This is a genomic window from Kribbella sp. NBC_00359, assembly GCF_036097425.1.
Classification (GTDB): domain Bacteria; phylum Actinomycetota; class Actinomycetes; order Propionibacteriales; family Kribbellaceae; genus Kribbella.
Genome location: NZ_CP107975.1, coordinates 8,456,261 through 8,478,374, shown reverse-complemented (window position 1 = coordinate 8,478,374; position 22,114 = coordinate 8,456,261). Strand labels below are relative to the sequence as shown.

The following is a 22,114-nucleotide window of genomic DNA, read 5'->3' as shown; positions in this document are numbered from 1 at the left end:
GGAAGACGGGGACCACGGAGGAGGACACGTGAGCGCGACCGCGGACCACGCGGACGGCAAGAGCGGGGTGCCGAACATGGCGTCCCGGCTCGGCCTGGAGGCCGGCTGGGTCGTTCAGGAGATCGGGTACGACGACGACAGCGACGACGACTTCCGCGATGCGATCCGGGAGATCACCGGGGAAGCGTTCGTCGACGACGAGACCGACGAGGTCGTGGACGTCGTACTGCTCTGGTTCCGCGAGGACGACGGAGACCTGGTCGACGCCTTCTTCGACATCCTCACCGACCTGAAGGCCGGCGGGGTCGTCTGGCTGCTGACGCCCAAGGTCGGGCGGGACGGCTACGTCGAGACCAGCGACATCGCCGAGGCCGCTCCGGTCGCCGGCCTGTCCACGACGAGCACGCTGAGCGTGACGGACGACTGGTCGGCGACCAAACTGGTGGTGCCGAAGTCGGGCCGCCGAGGCTGAGGTGGCCGCTGCCGTCGGCAGCCGGGCACCGGACTTCACCGCCCGCAATCAGCACGGCGAGCAGGTCCGGCTGAGCGACTACGCCGGCCGGCGGGACGTCGTACTGGTGTTCTATCCGTACGCCTTCAGTCAGGTCTGCACGAGTGAGCTGGCCGCGCTGCGGGACCGGCCGGACCTGCTCGCGGCCGCCGAGTTCCTGGCGATCTCGTGCGACCCGATGTACACCCTGCGGGCGTACGCCGACGCGCAGAAGCTCGAGTTCGGTCTGCTCAGCGATTTCTGGCCGCACGGGGCGATCGCCTCGGCGTACGGCGTCTTCGACGCGGACCGCGGCTGCGCCGTCCGTGGCACCTTCGTGGTGGATCGGACCGGTGTCATCCGCTGGTCCGTCGTCAATGCGATCCCCGAGGCCCGCGACCTGGACGCCTACGCCGAGACGCTGGCAAGTCTGGGCGGCGATCTCGGGTAGACTCCTGCGGTCGTTTGATCCGGGCGGATAGCTCAGCGGTAGAGCGCTTCCCTTACAAGGAAGATGTCGGGGGTTCGATCCCCTCTTCGCCCACTTTCAACAGCGGTAGGGGTGCGAACGCGTGCCCGGCCCACAGGCGGCGGGACAGCTCCTCGGGGTACGGCGTGACGGTGAGTTCCAAGCCGAAGACCGCGACCAGCCGCTGGGTGACGTCGTACGCCGCCCAGCCTGGATCGCCAGAGTGTGCGAAGGCGGTCCACGCCGTACGGAAGTGCCGCGAGACCTGCTCCGCGGCAGCCAGTGGTCCGGCGTCGAGCAGGAAGCCGAGCAGGGCTCCGTGCGTGGCGCCGAACACCAGCGGAGAGTCGAGGCCGTGGCACGCGCCGAGCCCGGTGTCCGGCCAGGCCAGCTCATAGGCGTACGCGCGGCCTCCGCCGGCGACCTGTGCTTCGGCCAGCCGATGGCTCGGCATCCGGAACAGCCAGTCGGAGTGGACCAGCTCGTAGAGCCGCTCCGCGCTCGCGTCCGGGTAGGCCTCGCGGTAGCCATCCGGCGCTAGGATCCGCAGGGCCGTCGCGGCGTCCTCGTCGGTGAGGTTGCCGAGGCGGCCGTCGGCCGCGAGGAGGAGGCGGTACTCGTCCCGGGTGTGGCCCGCGACCAGGTCGATGTCCCGGCCGGCGCCGGCGGCCAGGGCCTCGAACGGAGTGCGGGGCAGGACCTCGCCGTCGACGACCGGCGCGAACGGGATCTTCGTGTAGGCGGCGGTTCCCCAGCGTTCGACCTGCGGGACCATCGCCGTGTTCATGGCGTCCCCGGCGGCGACGATGTCGGCCGTCGGGACCCCGCGCAGGTCGTCGGCAGTCGGCCTGCGGCGGCCCAGCCGGGCGGCGATCGCCGTCATGAGGTCGGCGGCCAGCGATGCCGAGAAGTACGTCCCGGGCGCACTCTGCGCGATGGCCCGGCGGAACAGACCGGCCGCGCGGGGCATCGCGAGAAGCGCGGCGATCGAGCCGGCGCCGGCCGACTGTCCGAACACGGTCACCTGAGCCGGGTCGCCGCCGAACGCGGCGATGTTCGCGCGCACCCACTCCAGCGCCGCGACCTGGTCGAGCAGACCGCGGTTCGCCGGAGCGCCTTCCAGCAGACCGAAGCCGTCGACACCGATGCGGTGGTTGAACGTCACCAGGACGACTCCACCCTCGCCGGCCAGCCGTGCTCCGTCGTACGTCGGGTCCGCGGACTGCCCGAACTGGTAGCCACCGCCATGGATCCACACCATCACCGGGAGCGCGGCGCCCGTCCCGGGCTGCGGCGACCAGACGTTCACTGTCAGCCAGTCGTCGCCGGTGACCGGGTTCGACGACGGCCCGAAGATCATCGACTCCGGCGGCGGCGGCCCGAACGAGACCGCCTCGCGGACTCCGTCCCAGCCCTCGGCCGCCTGCGGGGCTGCGAACCGTAGCTCGCCCACCGGGGGTTTGGCGAAAGGGATGCCGCGGAAGACCACGAGGCCGTTCTCGATGTTTCCCCGCACCGATCCGGTGGTCGTGCGGACCACGTCTGGGCCCCTGTCGATCATGGGCCCCATGCTCTCGCGTGGTCGCACGATCCGTCGCGGAGGTTTTGAGCCGCGGGCCGTATCGGAACCGGCTGGCACTCGTTGTGATCGGTGTCGGTGATCGATGGAATTCTTAACCATCGGCTGGTGAGAACGGACTCCACCTGGGCCGGTCGCGGCTGGTAGGGTTCACGGCTGTCGGTCGGCGCGATGACGCACCGGGTCCGCCCGGACACGGCATCGTTCCGGCAGGCGGAAACGGGGCTTGTCGTCGGTGAGAGCGAGACGGGTGTGCCCTGAGCCCGGCTCCGTCCAGTTCGGGAGGCGCGTGTCCGTGGGTCGCCAACTGGCTGGCGCCACCGTTGTTGCTCACCGTGTCGTGGTGGTGGGACCGGAGTGGTGAGGAGCAGTGTGGACCGGCCGGCGATCTCCACCGGGCCGGCCCTGATGATTCCCGCTGGGTACCCGCGCGACCTGCCGAGCGCCCTGCTGCGGGCCGCCCGCGACTTCGGCGGCGCCGGCGTGGTCGAGATCGGCCCGGACGGCCGCGAGACCAAGCTCGACTTCCCGACACTGCTCGAGCTGGCCGCCCGCATCCTGGCCGGCCTGCGGGCGAACGGCGTACGCGCCGGGGACCCCGCGGTCGTGCACTGCACCGAGCCGGTCGGATTCTTCGCCGCGTTCTGGGCCTGCACGCTCGGCGGCATCCGGCCGCTGCTGATGGCCCCGAGCCCGGACGGCGACCGGACCGAGGCCGGCCGCGAGCGGCTCCGCAAGGTCACCGACCTGCTCGGCTGGACCGTCCTGATCGGACGGCCGTCCGACCTCCCGAACGACCTCGGCCTGCCCGTCCTCGACCCGGACGCGATGGCCGGCCACGAGCCGACCTCGGACTTCCACCGCCCGGCTGCCGACGACGTCGCCGTACTCATGCTGTCGTCCGGCTCCACCGGTGCGCCGAAGATCGTGCAGTTGACGCATCGCGGGCTCGTCGAGTTCGCCGCCGGTACGCCGGCGATGCTGCCGGTCCGGCCCGGTCAGACCACGCTCAACTGGCTGCCGCTGGACCAGAGCGGCGCTTTCCTGCTGTACCACCTGCTGCCCGTGTTCACCGGCTGCACCAACATCCACGTGAACACGGGCTGGGTGCTCGCGAACCCGCTGCGCTGGCTCGACCTGATGGACCAGCACCGCGTCAACCACTCCTGGTCGCCGAACTTCGGCTACCGCCTCGCCACTGCCGCGATCGCCGGTGAGCCCGACCGGCACTGGGATCTGTCCGCGTTGCGCAGCCTGGTCAGTGGTGGCGAGCAGATCACGGTCCCGGTGGTGTCGGAGTTCCTCCGGCTGACGAACCGGTTCGGCGTCGTACCCGAGACCTTCGTCGCGGCCTGGGGGATGACCGAGACGGTCACCGGGATCACTTTCGCTCGCCCCGGCCTGACGCCGAATGTGCACCGCGTCCGGATCCCACCGACCGGCGTGGTCGAGTGGGTCGACCAGCGGCCCGCGACCGGGAAGGTCGCGGTCGCGCGCCCGGGCAAGCCGCGGGCCGAGGCGCCGGGCGTGCTGAGCCTGGTGTCGGTGGGTGCGCCCGCGCCGGGGACGACCGTGCGGATCGTTGCGCCGAACGGCGCCGTCCTGCCGGAGGGGCGGATCGGTCAGCTGCAGGTCGCGTCAGCGCGGGTGACGCCCGGGTATCTGGGCAACCTGGAGGCCGACCGGGCCGCGTTCCCGATCGGCAACTGGCCGGCCCGCAAGTGGCTCGCGACCGGTGACCAGGGCTTCATCACCGGCGGGCAGGTCGTCATCACCGGCCGGGACAGCGAACGCATCATCATGTCCGGGAAGCTGTACTACGCGCACGACATCGAGTCCGTCGCCGCGACGGCCGTCGGCGCCCAGCACGGCCTGGTCGCGGCCTGCGGCGTCGCGGACGCCGAGAGCGGGACCGACCGGCTGGTCGTCTTCTACGCCCTCACGCCGGAGTCGATCCCCGGCATGGACCAGGCGATCCGCAGCTTGATCCAGGGCCGGCTCGGCCTGTCCGCCGAGGTCGTCGGCGTACCGAGGCGCGACTTCCCGACCACCCCCGGCGGCAAGATCCTCCGCCCCCTCCTCAAACAACGCTGGATCGACGGCACCCTCGAATCCCCACCCGGCGCGTACGTCGACCCCGCCGGAGCCAGCTCCTACTCCGGCCCCGCCGGCGAAGGCCCCCTCGCCGACCCCGCCCAGTTCCCCACCGACGAGGACCCCTCCGAACGCACCACCGAACTCCCCGTCGTCCGCCTGGCCTGGAAACGCACCCTCCAGCAATCCATCCCCACCCCACCCCAACGCCCCACCCTCGGCGCCCACCCCCCCGAGCCCGAGCCAGCCCACCAGCCTGACGCACCCACCGCGCCGCACACAGAGCCCGAGCCGGTCGGCCACGTTTCACCCGACACGGACCACGTCGCCGCCGAGCACAACCTCGAGCCGACCGACGAGCCAACGAGCGCGGACGAACTGGCACCTGCAGACGACCAGCCAGCCGCCGAGCTGACCGAGCCCACGCCCGCCGAGCCCACGCCCGCCGACAAGCCAGCACCCGCCGACGAGCCAGCCCACGCGGACGAACTGGCGCCTGCAGACGACCAGCCAACCGAGCTGACCGAGCCCACGGCCACCGAGCTCGAGCCCGCCGATAAGCCAGTACCCGGCGACGAGCCAGCACTCGCCGACGAGCCAGCGCGGGCCAAGGAGTTGGCGCCTGCGGATGCCCAGCCGGCCGAGCCTGCTGCTGACCTGCCCGAGTCCGAGGCGACCGAGCACGAGCCTGAGGCCACCGAGCTAACCGAGCCGGGACCTGCAGGGCTGACTGAGCCCACCGAGCCCGAACTCGCCGAAGACGAGGCACACGAGGACGAAGCGGTCTCGGACGAGCGCCAAGGCCCCGATGAGCCCGAGCCCGCCGAGGAACCATCATCCGCCGACCCGCAGCCAGCGCGCCAAGCCGCCGAGCAAGCGCCCGAGGCCGCTGAGTCCGAGACCGCGGTCCAGGCCGGCGAGCACGAGACCACCGAGCACGAGCCCGACGCCGCTAAGGCAGAGTCCACCGAGCACGAGCCCGACGCCGCTAAGGCAGAGTCCACCGAGCACGAGCACGAGCGCGAGGCCGCCGAGACCGAGGACCAGGCCGCCGAGGCAGAGGTGGCTCAGGCCGAGCCCGCCGAGGTGCGAGCGGCTGCCGAGAGTCAGGCGGCCGAGCAAGCAGCAGAGCTCACCGAGCCGGACCCGATCGCAGACGTAGAGCTAGAGCTGGCTTCGGAGGTGGATCCGAAGCCGGTTGCGGAGCCTACGGAGGCGCCGGAGCCCGCCGACGTACCCGAGCCCGGACCTGAGTTCACCCAGACCGAGCTCGCCCAGACCGAGCTCGCCCAGACCGAGCTCGCCGAGGCCGAGACTGCTGAGGTACGCGCGGCTGCCGAGAGTCAGCCTGACGAGCAAGCGGCGGAGCTCACCGAGCCAGACCCGATCACGGACGCGGAGCCGACCGCCGCGGCAGAGCCCGGCACCGAGATGCGTCCCGAGCAGGTCGCGCAGGAGCAGCCCGAGCGGCTCGCACACGTGCAGCCCGAGTCGATCGCCGACGGGGAGTCAGAGCCCGTTGCGGAGGTCGACCCGGAGCCGATCGCAGGCCTGGTGTCAGAGCCGGGTGTGGTGGTTGACCCAGAGCCAAGCGCCGACGGGAAGTCAGAGCCGCTTGTGCAGGACGGCCAGGAGCCGACCGCCGGGCTGGGGTCAGAGCCGGGCGTGGAGGTTGACCCGGAGCCGATGGCCGGCGTCGAGTCGGAGCCGGTTGTGGAGGTCGAGCCGGAGCACGTTGCCGAGGTGGAGCCGCAGTCGGTTGCTGAGTCTGCCGAGGCGCCGGAGCCTGCTGAGCCGGAGACTGCCGACGTACCGGAGCTCGTGGGTGGGCTGGCTGGTGAACCCGGGACCGACGTACCGGGCGAGGCTGCGTCCGCGGAGCCTGAGGCAGCCGGGCCTACAGCAGAATCCGGCGAGCATGCTGAGCCTCGCGAAGGTGTGGAAGCCGACGGTGCTCCAGCGCAACCGCCAGTCGGTGACGAGTCGATCGCCGAGGCGGAGGCTAAGGCCGACGACGCCCCTGACCATGTTGCAGCTGAGGTGGAGCGGCCGGAGGGCGACGTACCAGCTGAGGCCGAGGCGGTTGCCGAATCCACCGAAGGGACTGCGGACCAGGCTGAAGCGGAAGCAGGCGCCGAGAGGGTCGCTGAGTCCGTCGCGGCGTCTACACAAGCCGCCGAGACCGAGCTGGTGCGCGAGTCTGCGTCGGTTCCCGGGAGCGTTGCGGCGTCTGCGCAAGCCGCCGAGTCCGAGCTGGCCGGTGAGTCTGCGTCGGTATCGGAGAGCGTCGCGACGTCTGCGCAAGCCGCCGAGTCCGAGCCGGTGCGTGAGGCGGCGAGTGGTGCGGCCTCCTCGCAGGTGGGCCAGCCGGAGCCTGTGGCGGTGCGGCAGGGTGTGAAGGCTGCTGTGGTTGTGGAGCCGGTGGCTGTGGTGGGGGTGGCTGGGCGGTTCCCGGGGGCGGAGACGCTGGAGCAGTTCTGGGACAACCTTGTCGGTGGGGTGGAGAGTGTTCGCCGGTTCTCGCCTGAGGAGGTGAGTCAGGCCGGCGGGCAGGTCGGCGACGGGATGGTCGCGGTGAGCGGGGTGCTCGACCATGTCGAGTCGTTCGACGCGAAGTTCTTCGGGCTCAGCGATCGTGAGGCCGAGCTGATGGAGCCCGCCCAGCGGTTGTTCCTCGAGGTCTGCCACCAGGCGCTCGAGCACGGCGGGTACGCCGGCACGTCGAGCCGCGTCGGCGTCTTCGCCGGCTCCGGCATGAACCTCTACAACCGCCAGCACCAGTCCCGCGACTCGATCGCCACCCGCGTCGCCTACCGCCTCGGGCTGACCGGGCCCGCGATCGGCGTCCAATCCGCGTGGTCCTCGTCGCTGGTCGCCGTACACCTCGCCTGCCAGGCCCTCCGCTCCGGTGACGCGGACCTCGCGCTCGCCGGCGCCGCCGCCGTACAGATGCCGCAGGCAACGAGTTACCACCCGGGTTCGGAGTCGATCCTGTCGCCGAGTGGGCAGGTCCGCGCGTTCGCCGCGGACGCCGACGGCACGGTCGGCGGCAACGGTGTCGCCGCCGTACTGCTGAAGCGTCTCGACCAGGCCATCGCCGACGGAGACACCGTGTACGCCGTGATCCGCGGCACCGCGGTCAGCAACGAGGACGCGCCGGCGGGCAACCAGGTCGAGCTGATCGAGCGCGCCCTGGAGCGGGCCGGCTTCGCCGCGGACTCGCTCAGCTACATCGAGGCCAACGCGATCGGCAGCACCACCGGCGACTCCGCCGAGGTCAAGGCCCTCACGACCGCGCTGCGCCGGCACACCGACAAGGTCGGCTTCTGCACGATCGGCTCGGTGAAGCCGAACATCGGCCACCTCGACAGCGCTGCGGGCATGGCCGGCCTGATCAAGACCATCCTGATGCTGCAGCACCGGATGCTGGTCCCGACGATCAACTACACCGCGCCGAACCCGGAGCTCGCCCTGGACGGCAGCCCGTTCGTGATCGGCACCGACGTACGCGACTGGGAGGTCGGTACGACGTTGCGCGCGGGCGTCAGCGCCCTCGACGTCGGCGGCACCCACGCACACGTCATCCTGGAGGAGGCCCCACGGCAGATCCGCCGTGGCGACGACGGTCCCGTCGTACTGCCGCTCTCCGCCCCCGACCCGGACGCACTGGCCGACCTTGTCGAGCTGTACCGCACGGACCTCGGCCATGGCACCGGTCACCGCCTGATCGACCTCGCTGGTACGGCGGCACTCGGCCGCCCCGCGCATCGGCACCGGATCGCGGTCGCGGGCTCGTCCGAGGCCGAACTGGTCGACGCACTCGGCTCAGCCCAGGCAGCCGAGGTGCCGCGGGGTGGACCTGGCCCACTGGGCTACGCGTTCACCGGACAGGGCGCTGCGCGTCGTGGGATGGCTGCTGGGCTCGCTGCGCGCTTCCCGGCGTTCCGGTCGGTGCTGGACGAGTGTGACCGCGTCTACCACGAGGAGACCGGCGGAAGCCTGCTAGAGCTGTTGCTGACGCCTGCTGGTACGTCGGAAGGCGTTTGGCCGACGGAGACCGCGCAGCCGGCGCTGTTCGCGTTCGAGCTGGCGTTGGCGCGGTTGTGGCAGTCGTTCGGCGTGCAGCCGGCGTTGGTCGTCGGTCACAGCGTGGGGGAGTACGCCGCGTTGTGTGTGGCGGGCGCGTTGTCGTTGGCGGACGGCGTACGCCTGACCGCGAAGCGCGGCCAGCTCATGCAGCGTGGCACGGTTCCGGGTGCGATGGTCGCCGTACGCGCGGATGCCGACCGGGTTCGCGAACTCGCGCAGACGACCGGCGTGGAAGTTGCTGCGGGCAACGGTCCGCAGTCGTTCGTGCTGACCGGGTCCGAGGTAATCGTCGGGCAGCTCGCGGCGCAGCTGGATCGGTTGGAGGTCGCGTGGCAGCGGCTGGATGTGGATCGGGCGTTCCACAGTTCGTTGGTGGATCCAATCCTGGCCGACTTCGCGGAGATCGTCCGGGAGATCACGCTCAAGCCCTTGCGTACGCCGATGGTGTCGAGCTGGTCCGGTGATCTGCTCGAATCCGGGACTGTGCTGGACGGCGACTATCTGGTCGGGCAGTTGCGGCAGCCGGTTCTGTTCGGCGACGCGGTCGAAGCGGTCACTGCGGCCGGTTGCCGGCGCTTCCTGGAGCTCGGGCCGGATGCGGTGCTCAGCCCGGCCGGACGCCGGATTGCGCCGAACAGCACGTGGATCCCGGCGCAGCGGCTGGGCCAGGACGCCGTACTCGCGACGATGAACGGCCTCGCCGAGCTGTACGAGCAGGGCACGGAGATCGCCTGGTCGAAGGTGTACCCGGATGGCGGCCGCGTGCCGCTGCCGACGTACCCCTTCCGCCGCGTGCACCATCCGGTCGACGCCTCGGTGACTGTCGTCGCTAGTACGACGTCTGCCGGGGACACGAGCACTGGTGGGGCGCGGCAGCCGAATGCTTTCGAGCGTGCGGCTCGCGCGCAGATGGTGTTCGCCCCGCCGTCGAGCGCCGCGGTGAAGCGGATCCCGCTGGACCCGCCGGACGAATCGGCTCCCGCCGAGGTCGAGCCGGTGGATGAGGTCGCCGAGCGTTCGCCGTTCGCGCTACCAGCAGAGACACATCAGATCGACGCGGACTACCTCGCCCAAGCCGGCTCTCTGTCCGGCGACGAGGTATCAGCCGAACGCTACCGCGATGCGCTCAACGCAGTCCTCGACCTGACCTGCGCCGAACTCAGGCTCGACCCGTACGACCTAACCGTCGACCACACCTTCGCCGAACTGGGAGCAACCCCCGCCTCCATGGCGCCCGTGATCACCCAGATCAACACCCGCTTCACCGTGGAACTAACCCCCGACGAACTCTTCGCCACCTACACCACCCCCCACAAACTAGCCACCGCCGTAGCCATCCACACCGCAAACGCGGCCGAGAGCACCGAATCCACGCAGGTCGAAGGCACCGAGTCGGCGAGTGCTTCCGCCGAGCCGACAGACGTCGCTGCAGAGGCCGAGGACGGTACGCCGTCGGAGGCTGCCACGCAGTCCGACATCAAGGCCGCGGCCGCAGCGCAGCTCGAGGGTCGTCCTGCGACCGCCGCACGCGCGCAGGACGACCCCGCCGCCGGGGCCGACCGCGCCGCAGCCGAGGCAGGTCCTCCGACAGGCGGCCGTCCCACCACGCAGGCCGAGGACGGTGCGACGTCGGACGCCGCCGCGCAGTCCGACGACAAGGCTGCGGCCGCTGCGCAGGTCGAGGGTCGTCTCGCGACCGCCGTACGAGCGCAGGACGACGCCGCCGCCCGGGGCGACCGTGCCGCGACCGACGCGCGTGCTGCGACAGCCGACCCTCCCACCACGCAGACCGAGGACACCGAGTCGGTGAGTGTTTCTGCCGAGTCCACAGGCGTCGCTGCGGAGGCCGAAGACCGTGCGACCTGGGAGGCTGCCGCTCAGTCCGACGATGGTGCTGCGGAAGCGGTTGCTGCGCGGGTCGAGGGTGGTGCTGCGGCGGAGACCGTCGTACGGGCTGCCGGTGGTGTCGTGGGACAGCGCGCTGTGCAGGTCGTGGATGGTGGCGCGGAAGCGGCTGCCGCGCGGGTCGAGGACGGCGCCGGGGATCGCGCTGGCTCGCAGGCAGAGGACGCTGCTGCGGCCGGCGAGGGAGGCGGCGAGGTAGACGCCGGGACGGCCGCGGAAGCTGGTTTGCAGACGCCCGCGGAGCCGGCGGAGCAGGCTCTGTCGAGAGCGGAAGCTGCTGCGCGGACCACCAATGGTCCGGTGACCGAGGCTGAAGCGCCGGCGGAAGCTGACGCGGAGGCGGCGGCCGGTTCGGTGGCGGAGGCGGCGGCTGACACGGCGGCGGTTGGTTCGATGGCGAGGGCTGGGGCGGCGGGGGCAGTTGCCGATGCGGCAGTGGGCGGTGGGGCTGCGCGGGATCCGCGGGCTGCGTTGGCGGTGCTGGGGTCGGGGCTGGCTGAGCTGGCGGCGAAGGTGGACGAGGCTGCGGCCGCGACGAGTGCAGCCGAGTTGCCGGGGAGCGGGATGGCCGCGCTCATGTCGCAGCAGCTTCGGGTCGCAGGTCAACTGGTCGACGGCGTCACCAAGCTGATGCGCGAACAACTCGCACTCCTCACACCAGAGGTCACCGAGGACATCGACACGGATGTGACCTCAACAGAGCCCGTCGCACGATTGGTCGAGGCCGGCGATGCCGCATCCGCCGCAAACAACTCCGGTGATGCCGCCTCCACTGCGGATAAGCCCGGCGATGCCGGCTCCACCGCACAGGAGCCGGGCGAAGACACGTCCGCCGCCGGCCGGACCGGTGACGGCGCGGCCGCAGACGAGGCCGGCGTATCGCCGGAATCCGATCCGGCGGTCGATGAGACCGCCGTGCCGACCCCCGAGCTGAGCGGTGATGAGGCCGCTGCGCAGTCGACGGAGCTTGCCGGCGGTAGGGCCGCCGTTGCCTCCGCCACGGTCGGCGGCGATGAGTCCGTCGTAGCGGTCATCGAGCTGAGCGGTGATGAGGCCGCTGCGCAGTCGAGCAAGCTGGCCGGCGGTGAGCCTGCGGTGGCGTCTGCCGTGGTCGGCGGCGATGAGTCCGCTGTACGGGCCGCCGAGCTGAGCGGTGATGGGGTGGTTGGGCAGTCGACGGAGCTGGGTGGCGGTGAGCCGGTCGTGACGTCGGCCGGGGTGGGCGGCGATGAGTCCGTTGTAGCTGCTAGCGAGCAGGCCGTCCAGGAGTCTGGCGAAGGTGTGTCCGTCGCAGGGGCCGGTGAAGCTGCGTCGGCCGCCGGGTCCGGCGTACGGCGGGAGTTTGAGCCGAGTGGTGACGAGTCGTCGCCGACCGGCGAGGCTGCGGCCGGTGCCGACGAGCGTGGCGTAGCGCCCGAGGGTGAGCCGACCGCGGACGAGTCTGTCTTGGCGGCGGGTGAGGCGAGTGGTGACGAGTCGTCTGCGATCGCCGAGGAGGTGGGCGAAGGTGCGGTCGGCGTCGACGAGGGTGGGGTAGGGCCCGAGGGTGGGCTGACCGCCGACGAGTCCGTTGTTGCGGCGGGTGGGGACGGGGCTGGCGGTCGGGTGAATCGGGGTGTTGACGAGGGGGCGGTTGCGGGGGAGGTGTGGCGGCGGGATTTTGGGTATTGGAGTTTGGCGTTGGTGGGGGGTGAGCCCTTGGTTCTGCCGTCGGATCGGGGGCGGCCGGCGGGTGAGGGGGCGGTTGCCTCGGTCAAGAAGGAGTTGGCGGACGAGCTCGGGGACGCGGTGTTCGTGTTCAGCCGGGAGCGGAAGGTCAGCCCGCTGATGACGATGCTGGCGGCGGTCGGGACTGTGCTCGGTCGGTTCGCGGCGCAGGACGACGTCACGATCGGGTCGGCGTTGATCCGGCCGCAGGGGGACACCTCGACGACGATCCGGCGGCCGCTGCCGCTGCGGATCGATCTGTCCGGGGAACCCGACCTCGGCGAGCTCGCGCAGCGGGTGCGCGACGTGACCACCGGCGCGTTCGACCACGCCGGCACCGATCTCGCCCTACTGCAGCGCGACCCGCTCTTCCAGATCCTGGTCGAGTTCGAGGACGGCGACGACGAACTCCCGGACTCCATCGACCTGCGGCTGCGGCTGACCCACCACGGCGCCGGCATCACGTGTACGGCGGACTACCGGTCCGGGCTGTTCGACCAGACCACCATCGACCGCCTGCTCGCCTACCTCGAAGCAGTGTTGCGCCGGGCAACGACCCAGCCACACCTGCGCCTGCCCGAGCTCATGCTCCCGATCGAATCCGATCTGGAAGCGCTCCGCGAGCTGGAAGGCGACCTCGAGCCCACCGGCCCAGTCGGCCGGGTACGACGCGACGCCGTAGTCGCCGGCGAACTCAGCGGATTGCACACCCTCTTCGAGCAGCAGGTCGCCCGCACCCCCGACGCGATCGCGCTGATCCAAGGCGAACGCGAACTCACGTACGCCGAACTGGACCGCCGGTCCAACGCGGTCGCGTGGCAGCTGACCGACCTCGGCGTGAAGCCCGGGCAGCTGGTCGCCGTACGCGTTGCCCGAGGCACCGAGTTGGTTGTCGCGGTTCTCGCCGTACTGAAGTCCGGTGCGGCGTACCTGCCGCTGGACCCCGGCGTACCGGAGTCGCGCTGGGCGTTCATGATCCAGGACGCGTCCGCGGTGGCGTTGGTCGGTGACGATGCGGCGTTGGCCGATCGGCTCGGGCTGCGGCTGGTTCCGGTCGCCGCGACGGACGGTGACCCGCGGGCGCGACAGGCGCCGCCGGTGCGGGCCGCGGCGGATGACGTTGCCTACTGCATCTACACGTCCGGCTCGACGGGGAATCCGAAGGGCGTCGTGGTCCCGCACCGCGGCCCGGTCAACCTGGTCCGGCACTACCTGCGGACCCGGCGGTCGCTGCGGACGTTGCAGTGGACGTCGTTCGGGTTCGACGTGCATGTGCAGGAGATGTTCACGACGCTGGCGTCAGGCGCCGCGCTGGTGCTGATCGGCGAGGACGACCGGTACGACCCGGACGCGGTGATCGCGGCGCTGCGGGATCACCAGGTCGAGCGGCTGTTCATGGCGTTCAGCCCGTTGACCGCGCTGCTCGCGACGATGCGCCGGCTGCCCGAACTGCCCGCGTTGCGCGAGATCGTCGCCGGTGGTGAGGCGATGGTGCTCACGCACAAGGTGCGGGACTTCCTCGAGGCGCATCCGGGGTGCCGGCTGTTCAACGAGTACGGGCCGGCGGAGGCGTCGATCGTGACCACGATCCACGCGGTCGACCCGGCCGAGGACCGGCCGTCGATCGGGCGTCCCGTCGAGGGCGTCGTCGTACGCCTGCTGGACGAGGCGCTGCGGCCGGTGCCGGTTGGTGCGGTCGGCGAGATCCACCTCGGTGGTTCGGCCGTTGCCCAGGGCTACATCGGGCGGCCGGAGGAGACCGAGCGCGCGTTCGTGGCGGACCCGGGTCATCCGGGTGGGCGGCTCTACCGCAGCCGTGATCTGGGTCGTTGGCGCGTGGACGGCACGCTGGAGTACCTCGGCCGCGCGGACGACCAGGTGAAGATCCGCGGTCACCGGGTCGAACCGGGCGAGACCGAACACGTGCTGGCCGACCAGCCTGGTGTGGTCGACGCGGTTGTGGTCGCCTGTGCGGACCCCGGGGGAGACACCTGCTTGATCGGGTACGTCGTCCTGGAGGACAGCGACCCGGCGGTCCTGGCCCGGTTGATGCTTGACCTAGGCAAGGAACTCCCGATCTACCTGGTCCCGGCGGATCTGATCCCGATCGAGGAGCTCCCGCTCGACGACAACGGCCGGCTGGACCGCGGTCTCCTCCCCGAGCCGGAGTGGCTCAAGCCGTAGCAGTACGGCGTGCCTCGAGCCGTCGCAGTACGGCGGCGACTCAGGCCTCCGTGATCTGAGCCGTGGCGGTACGCGGCGACTCGAGCTCCCGCGGTGCGGCGTGCTTCAGGCCCTCGCCGTACGGCGGGCAGATCTGTTCTGCACCGTGGACGGGGTTGTGGCGGTGGAGGCCCTCCCGCAACCACCGCCCACCGTCCACGGTGCAGAACCCGCGACGATCCTCATCCCTCCTGAGGATCGATCGCACTCCGCACCCGTCGGCGGAACAGTGATGAGGCACTGATCACGCAGACGAGCAAGGAGTAGATCGCAAGCGCCGCCCCGGCACTGCCAGCCGTGGATCCGACGCCGTCCGGACTGGATCCGTTCCCACCGGATCCGAGTGCTACCACCGCAGTGACCACGACCAGCGCGATCAACGGGCCGCTCCACCCGAGCACACCCATCCCGTGCCCGTCGTCACTCGGTACCCGCAGGGCGCCGTGCAACGAGGCGAGACCGCAGGCGACGGCAACGTTCAGCAGCAGCAGGCGGGCGGCGACGTCCTGGAGCGACGCGCCAGCTGGGCCGGTTGCGTCGTACCCGAGCGCGTACAGGTCGACCGGGACGGTGACCGCGGCGGCGCCGATGGCGGCGAGCTGGAACGCCCGGGGTCGCCGGATCGAGACGCGCAGGACGTCGTACTTCGACGTTGTCGTGACGACCAGAGCGGTGAAAAAGAGCGCGAAGAGGGGGAGTACCGCGACGTCCATCGGGACCGAGTCTCTCTGGTCGAGCGTTGCCCCGGACAACGCTGGCGGACGGTGCCACATCTGCTGTACTCGGTGGTGCTGCGAGGGCGGCGGGCGAGTTTCCTCGCCCGCCGCTCACGCGTTCGGTTGGTCAGACCCCCCTCACCAACCGCTTCCGGCCGATCCAAGGCCCCCTTGACCGACCGTGGATGACGTGCCCCCACCCCATCCATCCGTTGCATCGGATGGGACGGGGTCCTCGTTACACGGTTTCGGGTGATTCGGTAAAAATTGCGCAAAGGTGCGCGAGACAACCTTTTCTGAACGCAATCACTGTGTGCCAAGTCTGAGAACCCCGGCTCGCGGGTGGAGGCGGCCCAGGAGAGGGATAGCCGGGGGCGCGCGGCGGGGGGCGGCGGGGGATGGTGCGGGGTGAGGGTCGGCCGGGTTTGCCGGGGCGGCTGGTGGTGCCGGGGAGGGGCGGGGGCGGCGTGGGGTGAGGGTCGGCCGGGTTTGCCGGAGCGGCTGGTGGTGCCGAGGAGGGGGCGGTGGTGCCGGGGAGGGGGCGGTGGAGTGGGGCGGTGGTGCCGGGGAGGGGGCGGTGGAGTGGGGCGGGGTTAGGGGAGGGGGCGGTGGAGTGGGGCGGGGTTAGGGGAGGGGGCGGTGGAGTGGGGCGGGGTTAGGGGAGGGTGGACCAGGCTTGGTGGGCGGCGCCTAGGAGGCCGGCGTTGGCTAGTTGGGCGGGTTCTACGGTCAGGTCGGTGACGAAGGGGAGCTGGGCCAGGCGCTTCACCCAGGCTTGGACCGGGTCGAAGAGGACCGGGCCGGCCTTTGCCACGCCGCCGCCGATGACGACTGTGGTGAGGTCGACCGTGACCGCGGTGGCGACGATGCCGGCGGCCAGTGCCTGGGCGCCGTCGTCGAAGATCGCGAGTGCCAGCTCATCGCCGGACGCCGCGTCGGCGGCCAGTACGGCGGCGTCCACGTCCTCGTCCGCCCGCCAGCCGCGGCGCTTGGCCCGGGCAACCATCCGGGGCCCGCTCGCGTACGCCTCGACGCACCCGTACGACCCGCAGGCACACGCCTCGCCGTCCTGGTCGACCACCATGTGGCCGATGTGCGCGGCGTTGCCGGACTGCCCGATCATCGGCTTGCCGTCGACGACCAGCCCACCGCCGACCCCGGTCGACACCACGATGCCGAGCAGCGTGTCGACGTCCCGCCCGGCTCCGGTCCAGTACTCGCCGAGCGCGAAGCAGTGCCCGTCCACTCCGAGCGTCACCGGTACGTCGCCGGCCAGCGCCCGTACCCGCTCGACCAGAGGGAAGTTCCGCCAGCCGGTGATGTTCACCGGCGAGACCAGCCCGTGGTCCTGGTCCAGCGGCCCGGCCGAACCGATCCCGACCGCCAGCGGAGTGGCGTCGCCCCGGACGCGTTCGATCAACTCGGCGAGCGCGGCGAACACCTCGTCCGCACCGCCCGGCGGCGTGAGGATCCGGTCGCCGGTGCGGATCGTGCCGTCCGCGGACACCAGAGCGGCGGCCATTTTCGTGCCGCCGATGTCGATCCCGAGGACCGTGCCCTGATTCATCTCTGCCTCGTCGCTCATGGTCCCCCAGTCAGTGCCGGTGCAGGTTGTCAGGTTGGCTGCTGTCGCCCGGGTGCTCGAGCCCGTGGACCAGCTGGACCCGGTCGTGCATGGCAGCGTTCAGCCAGCGGGCGAACGCTTCCAGCCGGGCACTCTGCAGAAGCTCGCGATGCCAGTCCGCCACCGGTACGGCGGGATCGGCCGGCGGCTCCTGCCCGAGGACGTCGGCCGCGTACGCCAACTGCTCCGCCGGGATCCGGACGTCCGCGGTCACCAGCGCGGCGACCCGACGTACCGCCGCAGAACCAGCCAGCGCCGCTGCCGTGATGGACCCGACGGCGATCGCTGTCGACACGTCGATCGGATCCGGCTCGCCGACCCCGCCGGCCGCCTCGAGTGGAGTCCCAGGCCCCACCCCGCCGGCCGCCTCGAGTGGAGTCCCAGGCCCGACCCCGCCGGCCGGGTCGGGTGGAGTCCCGGGTCCGGCGTCGCCGGCTGGGTCGAGTGGAGTCGTACGTACGGTGTCCGCGCGGCGGTGGAGCTCGTCGAGGCAGAGTTGCTCGGTGAGCACGACCTGCGCGACCCATCGGGTGAGCTGGCGACCCTCACGACTGTCGGGCCGGGGGAGCACGCAGGCGGCGTCACCCGCACGCAGAACCGCGAGCCGATCGTCGAGCAGCTCGCGGAGCACAGGTTCCCCGTTGAGGTACGCCATCACCTCCGGCGGCGCCACCGGCGCGTGACTGTGCCCATGACCGTGGCCCACCGTCAGAGCCGCCGTCATCGGATCTCCAGGCGGACGGTGGGTGCGTACTGCGCGCGGCCGAACCACATCACTTTCGGCAGCACCCACGCGTGCGCCGGCGTCGCGTCGGCGGGTGCGTGGATCGGCACGGCGACGGTGACGGACGACTTCGGAGGTACGACGACCGGGCGGACGGGGTCAGGCAACCAGGACCAGGTCCCGTACGGCGATGCCAGTTGAAGCTCGGCGCGGATCTCGGCGGACGTGTTGTTGGTGAAGACCAAGTCGAGCGTCTCCGACGTACCGGGTGTCAGCCGGATGTCCTGGGTGGATGGGGCCACGGTGAGGCCGGTGGGGCGGCCGGGCTCGTTGTCGGGTGCACCTGAGCCGTGATCCGGCGCCTCGGACGGCGGCATGCCGAAGCCGAGGGTGGCGGTGAGCTCCGGGCTCTCGCCGACGAAGACCGTGACGACGTCCTCGACTGCTGTCACACCTGCGCCGCCGGCGAGGTCGTCGGTGTGGGTGAGTACGCGGGCGGCGACGAAGTACTGGCCTGGTGCGCAGTTCTCCGGTGGGGTGACGTTCGCCAGATGGCGGACGTAGCCGCCGGGCTCGAGGTGCAGTTCACGATCGGAGTGATCCGTTGTCCAACCGTCCGGGAGCTGGATTGTCAACAATCCTGCGGCCGGGCTGTCGGCGTACTGGTTGGCGATCACCATCGAGAGCTCGACCGTCTTGCGGGCGGTCCGCGCGACCGTGGGGGAGACGGACAGGCTGACCGGGAGGAAGCCCAGCTGGGCGGGTCCACGGTTGTGCAGCCAGTAGCGCGCGTACGACGGCTGGGCCAGCTCGGCCGGTTGACCGAGTACGGCGGGGTTGGCGGGCTCGGTGTGGTCGAGGCCGAGGACGAAGGTGTCGACGGCGGAGCCGGGCAGGTCGATCGTGAGGTTGCCATCGGCAACGTCGATCGGGGCGCCGCGGTTCTCCAGCAGGTCGGCGTGGTGGGCGGCGGTGATCGGCAGTGCGGAGGTGATCGTTGCCGTCGAACCCAGACCTGTTGCTTCGATCAACCGTACGGTGACACCGTCCCGCGGGTCGGCCGGGACACCCGACCCGCGGGCGATGGGATTGCCGGCCAGCTTCACGGTGGAAACCAGCACGTCTCGCTCGGGCGTGACCTGGAGCAAGCTGTGGGTGGGTGGCAGGGTCCCGTCGTGCGCGGTGGTGGTTGCCGCTAGCAACGGTGAGGAGAACTCCTGGCCGCGGCTCGGCAGTTGCTGCTTGCGCCAGTCGCCCTCACCGCTGGTCAACGCGTACCGGAACTCGTGCGTCCAGTGCTGCAACTGGAACGCCGACCCGTCCGGCGCCGTACGCCGTGGCGGGTCGATCCAGATCCCCGACGGCCAGCCGGTGCACGACCGCAGCAGTGATGCGTGCAGAGCGCCGGTCGCGTCGACCGCGAATCCCGGCAGACCGTAGGTGAGCAGTGCGACGGTCCGATCCTCGAACTCCTCGACCACGCCGTCACCAACCACAGTCGCGCTGATCCGAGCCTGTCCCAACTCCACCACAGCAGCCGCAACAGCCTCCGCCGTAGGCAGCACCACCGCCGGAACAGCCCGCACATCCCGCACATCCGCATTCGGCTGCCACACCTCCGCCAACGCAGTCCGCGGCGGAACAAACACCGCGCCGCCTGCGGCGGTGGTCGGTTGCTCTTCGTCTGCTTCCTGGAGTAGTGAAGCTGCTGTGCCGATCAGGATTCGGAGGTCGGGGAGGTTGGAGTCGACCTTGAGGTGGCCGTAGCGGGAGCCGCCGGCCAATGACGTGGTGGCGGTTACGCCGATTCGGGCCAGGGCGACTACCAGGTCGCGGACGTCGGCGGGCTCGGAGTCGTCGGGGACGACGATCTCGGCGATGGCGAGGGGGCGGGTTCCCACCTGGTTGCCGTCGGCATCCAGCAGCTCCACCCGTGCGGTGGTGCCGAGGCCGAACCACGTGTTGGCGGGGTTGTCGAGGGTCCAGGGCGCGGCGGCGCTGTCGACGTCGATCAGGCCGAAGCCGCGGCCGACGACCGCGCCGGCTACCTCGCTCAGCGGCAGCGCGCCCGGTACGTCGGCGGGGAACTTGACGCGGACCAGGCGGTCCGACTGCGCGTGGTCCAGGATCCGCGTGGTGAACTCGACCCGGTCCAGACCGTCGTACAGCGTGACGACCGCCTCGTAGGAGATCCCGTCGACCTCGCCGCGGCTGATGACCCGGCTGCCGAGCGGCCCAACCTGCGTGAACACCTTCGCCGGCGCCGCACCCGACCCCACGACCGGACCCGACGGGATCAGATGCCACGGTCCCTCGCCGAAGCGCGGGTGATCCGGGTACTCCTCGTACACCCGCAGTTCGTTGCCGAGCCCCTTGAGAACCTCGCGCCCCGAAGCCTTCTCGACGATCGAGCTGACCCCGCCGCCCCGCGACGGATCCACAGTCACGCTGAAGAACGAGTTCTCGACGGTCTCGCCGGACCCCGGTCCCCAGACCGCGGCCGCCGTACCAGCGACCAGGCCGTAGCTCCGCCACCCCAGCGACGGCAGGTCCCGCGCGAGGAACGTCAGCTTGCCGCCCTCGACCACCGACGGCACCTCGGCACCGTCGGCATCGACGATCCGCCACGGCCCCTCACCCGGCACCGCAACGCGAGCCAGATCGGTCCGCGTGAACGACAGCGTGTTCGTGACGACCACTGCAGAAGAACCGAAGGCCGACGTGTCGATCCGCGCCGCGAAAGCCGACAACGACGCGGTACGCGCGGCATCCGACAAGTCATGCGCCTCACGCCACCCGGTGACCAGGTCGATGTAGACCTGGTCCGACTCCGATCCGGTGATCGCGTCGTGGTGAGCGCCGTACGCGAGCTGCCGCCACACCTTGTCCAGCGAGGCTTCCGCGAACCGGCCGAGCCCGAGCAGGTCGGCGTACGTGCCGAGCTTCTCCGCGTCGAGCGCCGCGACCTCAGCCGCGCGCTGGGCCTGCTTGGTGTCGATGTACGAGACGTCCTTGCCGGTGTAGATCGGGTTCATGTCCCGCGACTGCGGTGACGGCCGGCGGCCCTCGGCGGCCAGTTCGGCGCGGACCCGGTCCATGAAGTGCTTCGTCGTACCGCAGACGAACTTCGGCCACGCGTAGCGTGCGTTCCAGTCGTGGTGCAGCGCGGTGATCCAGTTGTTCGGCGGGGTGTAGTCACCGCCGACCGGCAGTAGCGTGTTGCGCGTCGCCGCGACCGTCTTGAGCGTCGCGAAGAGCTGGTACGCCGTGTCACCCGCAGCCTCGACACTCGGCGTGTTCTGCAGCTCCCAGCCCGGGCCGTAGTGGTCCGGCATGTAGTGCGTCAGTACGCCGTCCCCGCTCGGGCTGATCCACTCGAACTCACTGTGGAACTGCATCACCGCGGCCGTGCCCGCCTTCGGCTCACTCCACGCCTGCCGCAGCGGTCCCCACTGATGGAACGGTCCACGTGCCCACGCGGACCCGGTCAGCCCCGCCTTGGCGAGGTAGCCGGGGAACTGCGGGTCGTGCCCGAACACGTCCAGCTGCCAGGCGTTCTGCGGGTCGCCGCCGAGGATGTCGCGCTGGTAGCCGACGCCGTACACGATGTTGCGGATGGTGGTCTCGGCGCCGGTCAGGTTCGTGTTCGGCTCGTTGTAGGTGCCGCCGATGATCTCGACCCGGCCCTCCGCGATCAGCCGGCGCAGGACCGCGCGGTTCTCCGGGAAGGTGTCGAAGTACGGCTTGAGGTAGTCGAGCTCGGCCAGCACGAAGCAGTACGCCGGATCGCGCAGCGCCAGCTTGAGATGCGCGTCGACCAGACTGAACGCGTTGTGCGTGTAGACCGGTCGCGTGGTGCCGTCAGGCCCTTGCAGGTCCCAGCTGGTCGTGTACGCCGCCTGCGTGTTCCACCAGACCGGGTCGTAGTGGAAGTGCGAGACCATCACCATCGTCCAGCCCGGCTCGGCGATCACTACCGTGCCGCTGTCCGACGCGACGTCACCGTCCTCGGCCGACACGGTCACGGTCGCCGGGACACTCGCGCCGTACGACGAGCGCAGCGGCTCCGCGATCTCGAGCGGCACCTCGACCCGGGCCGGCCCGTCGCCCGGCGGCAGGTCCGCCGTACCCGACAGGCCGTCGCCGCTCACCCGCACCGACAGGGCGCCATCGCCGCGTGCACGCGTCAGCTCGACCCGCAGCAACTGGCGCGGATCGTCGTCGCTGCCGGCGAACAACTCGGGCGAGGAGACGTGGGTGATCAGTACGGTCACGATGTCGGGCTCCGTCGAGAGCGGTCAAGGTCGAGAGACAACGTTATCCGTAGTCGGCCCGGACAGCGAGGGGTCAATCTCAGGAATCCCCGCAAACCCGCAGGAATACGCTCGGGAAACGCCTTGACAACGCCTGACAACGATCGCCCTGACTCGCGTTGTCAGCTGCTCATCGTTAGCTCTGGGTGATGGGGTGGCGCCGGCACCGCGTGCCACGAGA

At 70.9% G+C, this 22,114-nt stretch carries 8 protein-coding genes and 1 tRNA gene; 4 read left to right on the top strand and 5 right to left on the bottom strand.

The features are described from left to right. Nucleotides 1-28 precede the first annotated feature (28 nt). The 3 genes from OG876_RS40915 (at nt 29) to OG876_RS40905 (ending at nt 1,034) form a co-directional block, all read left to right on the top strand. Nucleotides 29-472: a DUF3052 domain-containing protein gene (locus tag OG876_RS40915; protein WP_328522115.1), complete on the top strand. Its 444-nt coding sequence runs from the start codon at nt 29-31 to the stop codon at nt 470-472. 1 nt (nt 473) lies between these two features. Then, nucleotides 474-941 (top strand): peroxiredoxin, encoded by a 468-nt coding sequence (locus tag OG876_RS40910; RefSeq protein ID WP_328522114.1) that lies wholly within the window; start codon nt 474-476, stop codon nt 939-941. 21 nt (nt 942-962) lie between these two features. Next, nucleotides 963-1,034, top strand: a tRNA-Val gene (locus tag OG876_RS40905). On the opposite strand, the gene OG876_RS40900 is transcribed toward OG876_RS40905, so the two are convergent. Further along, nucleotides 994-2,520 carry a carboxylesterase/lipase family protein gene (locus tag OG876_RS40900; protein WP_328527016.1) on the bottom strand — a complete coding sequence of 509 codons (1,527 nt, stop codon included), beginning with the start codon at nt 2,518-2,520 and terminating at the stop codon, nt 994-996. The genes OG876_RS40905 and OG876_RS40900 overlap by 41 nt on opposite strands. A gap of 378 nt (nt 2,521-2,898) precedes the next feature. On the opposite strand from OG876_RS40900, the gene OG876_RS40895 reads away from it, so the two are divergent. Next, complete coding sequence (locus tag OG876_RS40895; protein WP_328522113.1) at nt 2,899-14,517, top strand: non-ribosomal peptide synthetase/type I polyketide synthase; 11,619 nt, start codon at nt 2,899-2,901, stop codon at nt 14,515-14,517. Nucleotides 14,518-14,738: 221 nt separating this feature from the next. Here the strand turns inward: OG876_RS40895 and OG876_RS40890 are convergent, their stop codons facing one another. From OG876_RS40890 to OG876_RS40875, 4 genes are all read right to left on the bottom strand, one after another. Further along, a complete protein-coding gene (locus OG876_RS40890; RefSeq protein WP_328522112.1) occupies nt 14,739-15,269 on the bottom strand; it encodes a hypothetical protein in 531 nt (176 codons plus the stop codon). Nucleotides 15,270-15,927: 658 nt separating this feature from the next. Then, a complete protein-coding gene (locus OG876_RS40885) occupies nt 15,928-16,857 on the bottom strand; it encodes an ROK family protein (protein ID WP_328522111.1) in 930 nt (309 codons plus the stop codon). A 10-nt stretch (nt 16,858-16,867) separates the two neighbouring features. Continuing rightward, complete coding sequence (locus OG876_RS40880) at nt 16,868-17,620, bottom strand: DUF7158 domain-containing protein (protein WP_328522110.1); 753 nt, start codon at nt 17,618-17,620, stop codon at nt 16,868-16,870. Further along, a complete protein-coding gene (locus OG876_RS40875; RefSeq protein ID WP_328522109.1) occupies nt 17,617-21,894 on the bottom strand; it encodes an NEW3 domain-containing protein in 4,278 nt (1,425 codons plus the stop codon). The genes OG876_RS40880 and OG876_RS40875 overlap by 4 nt, the downstream gene beginning before the upstream one ends. Between the last annotated feature and the right edge of the window lie 220 nt (nt 21,895-22,114).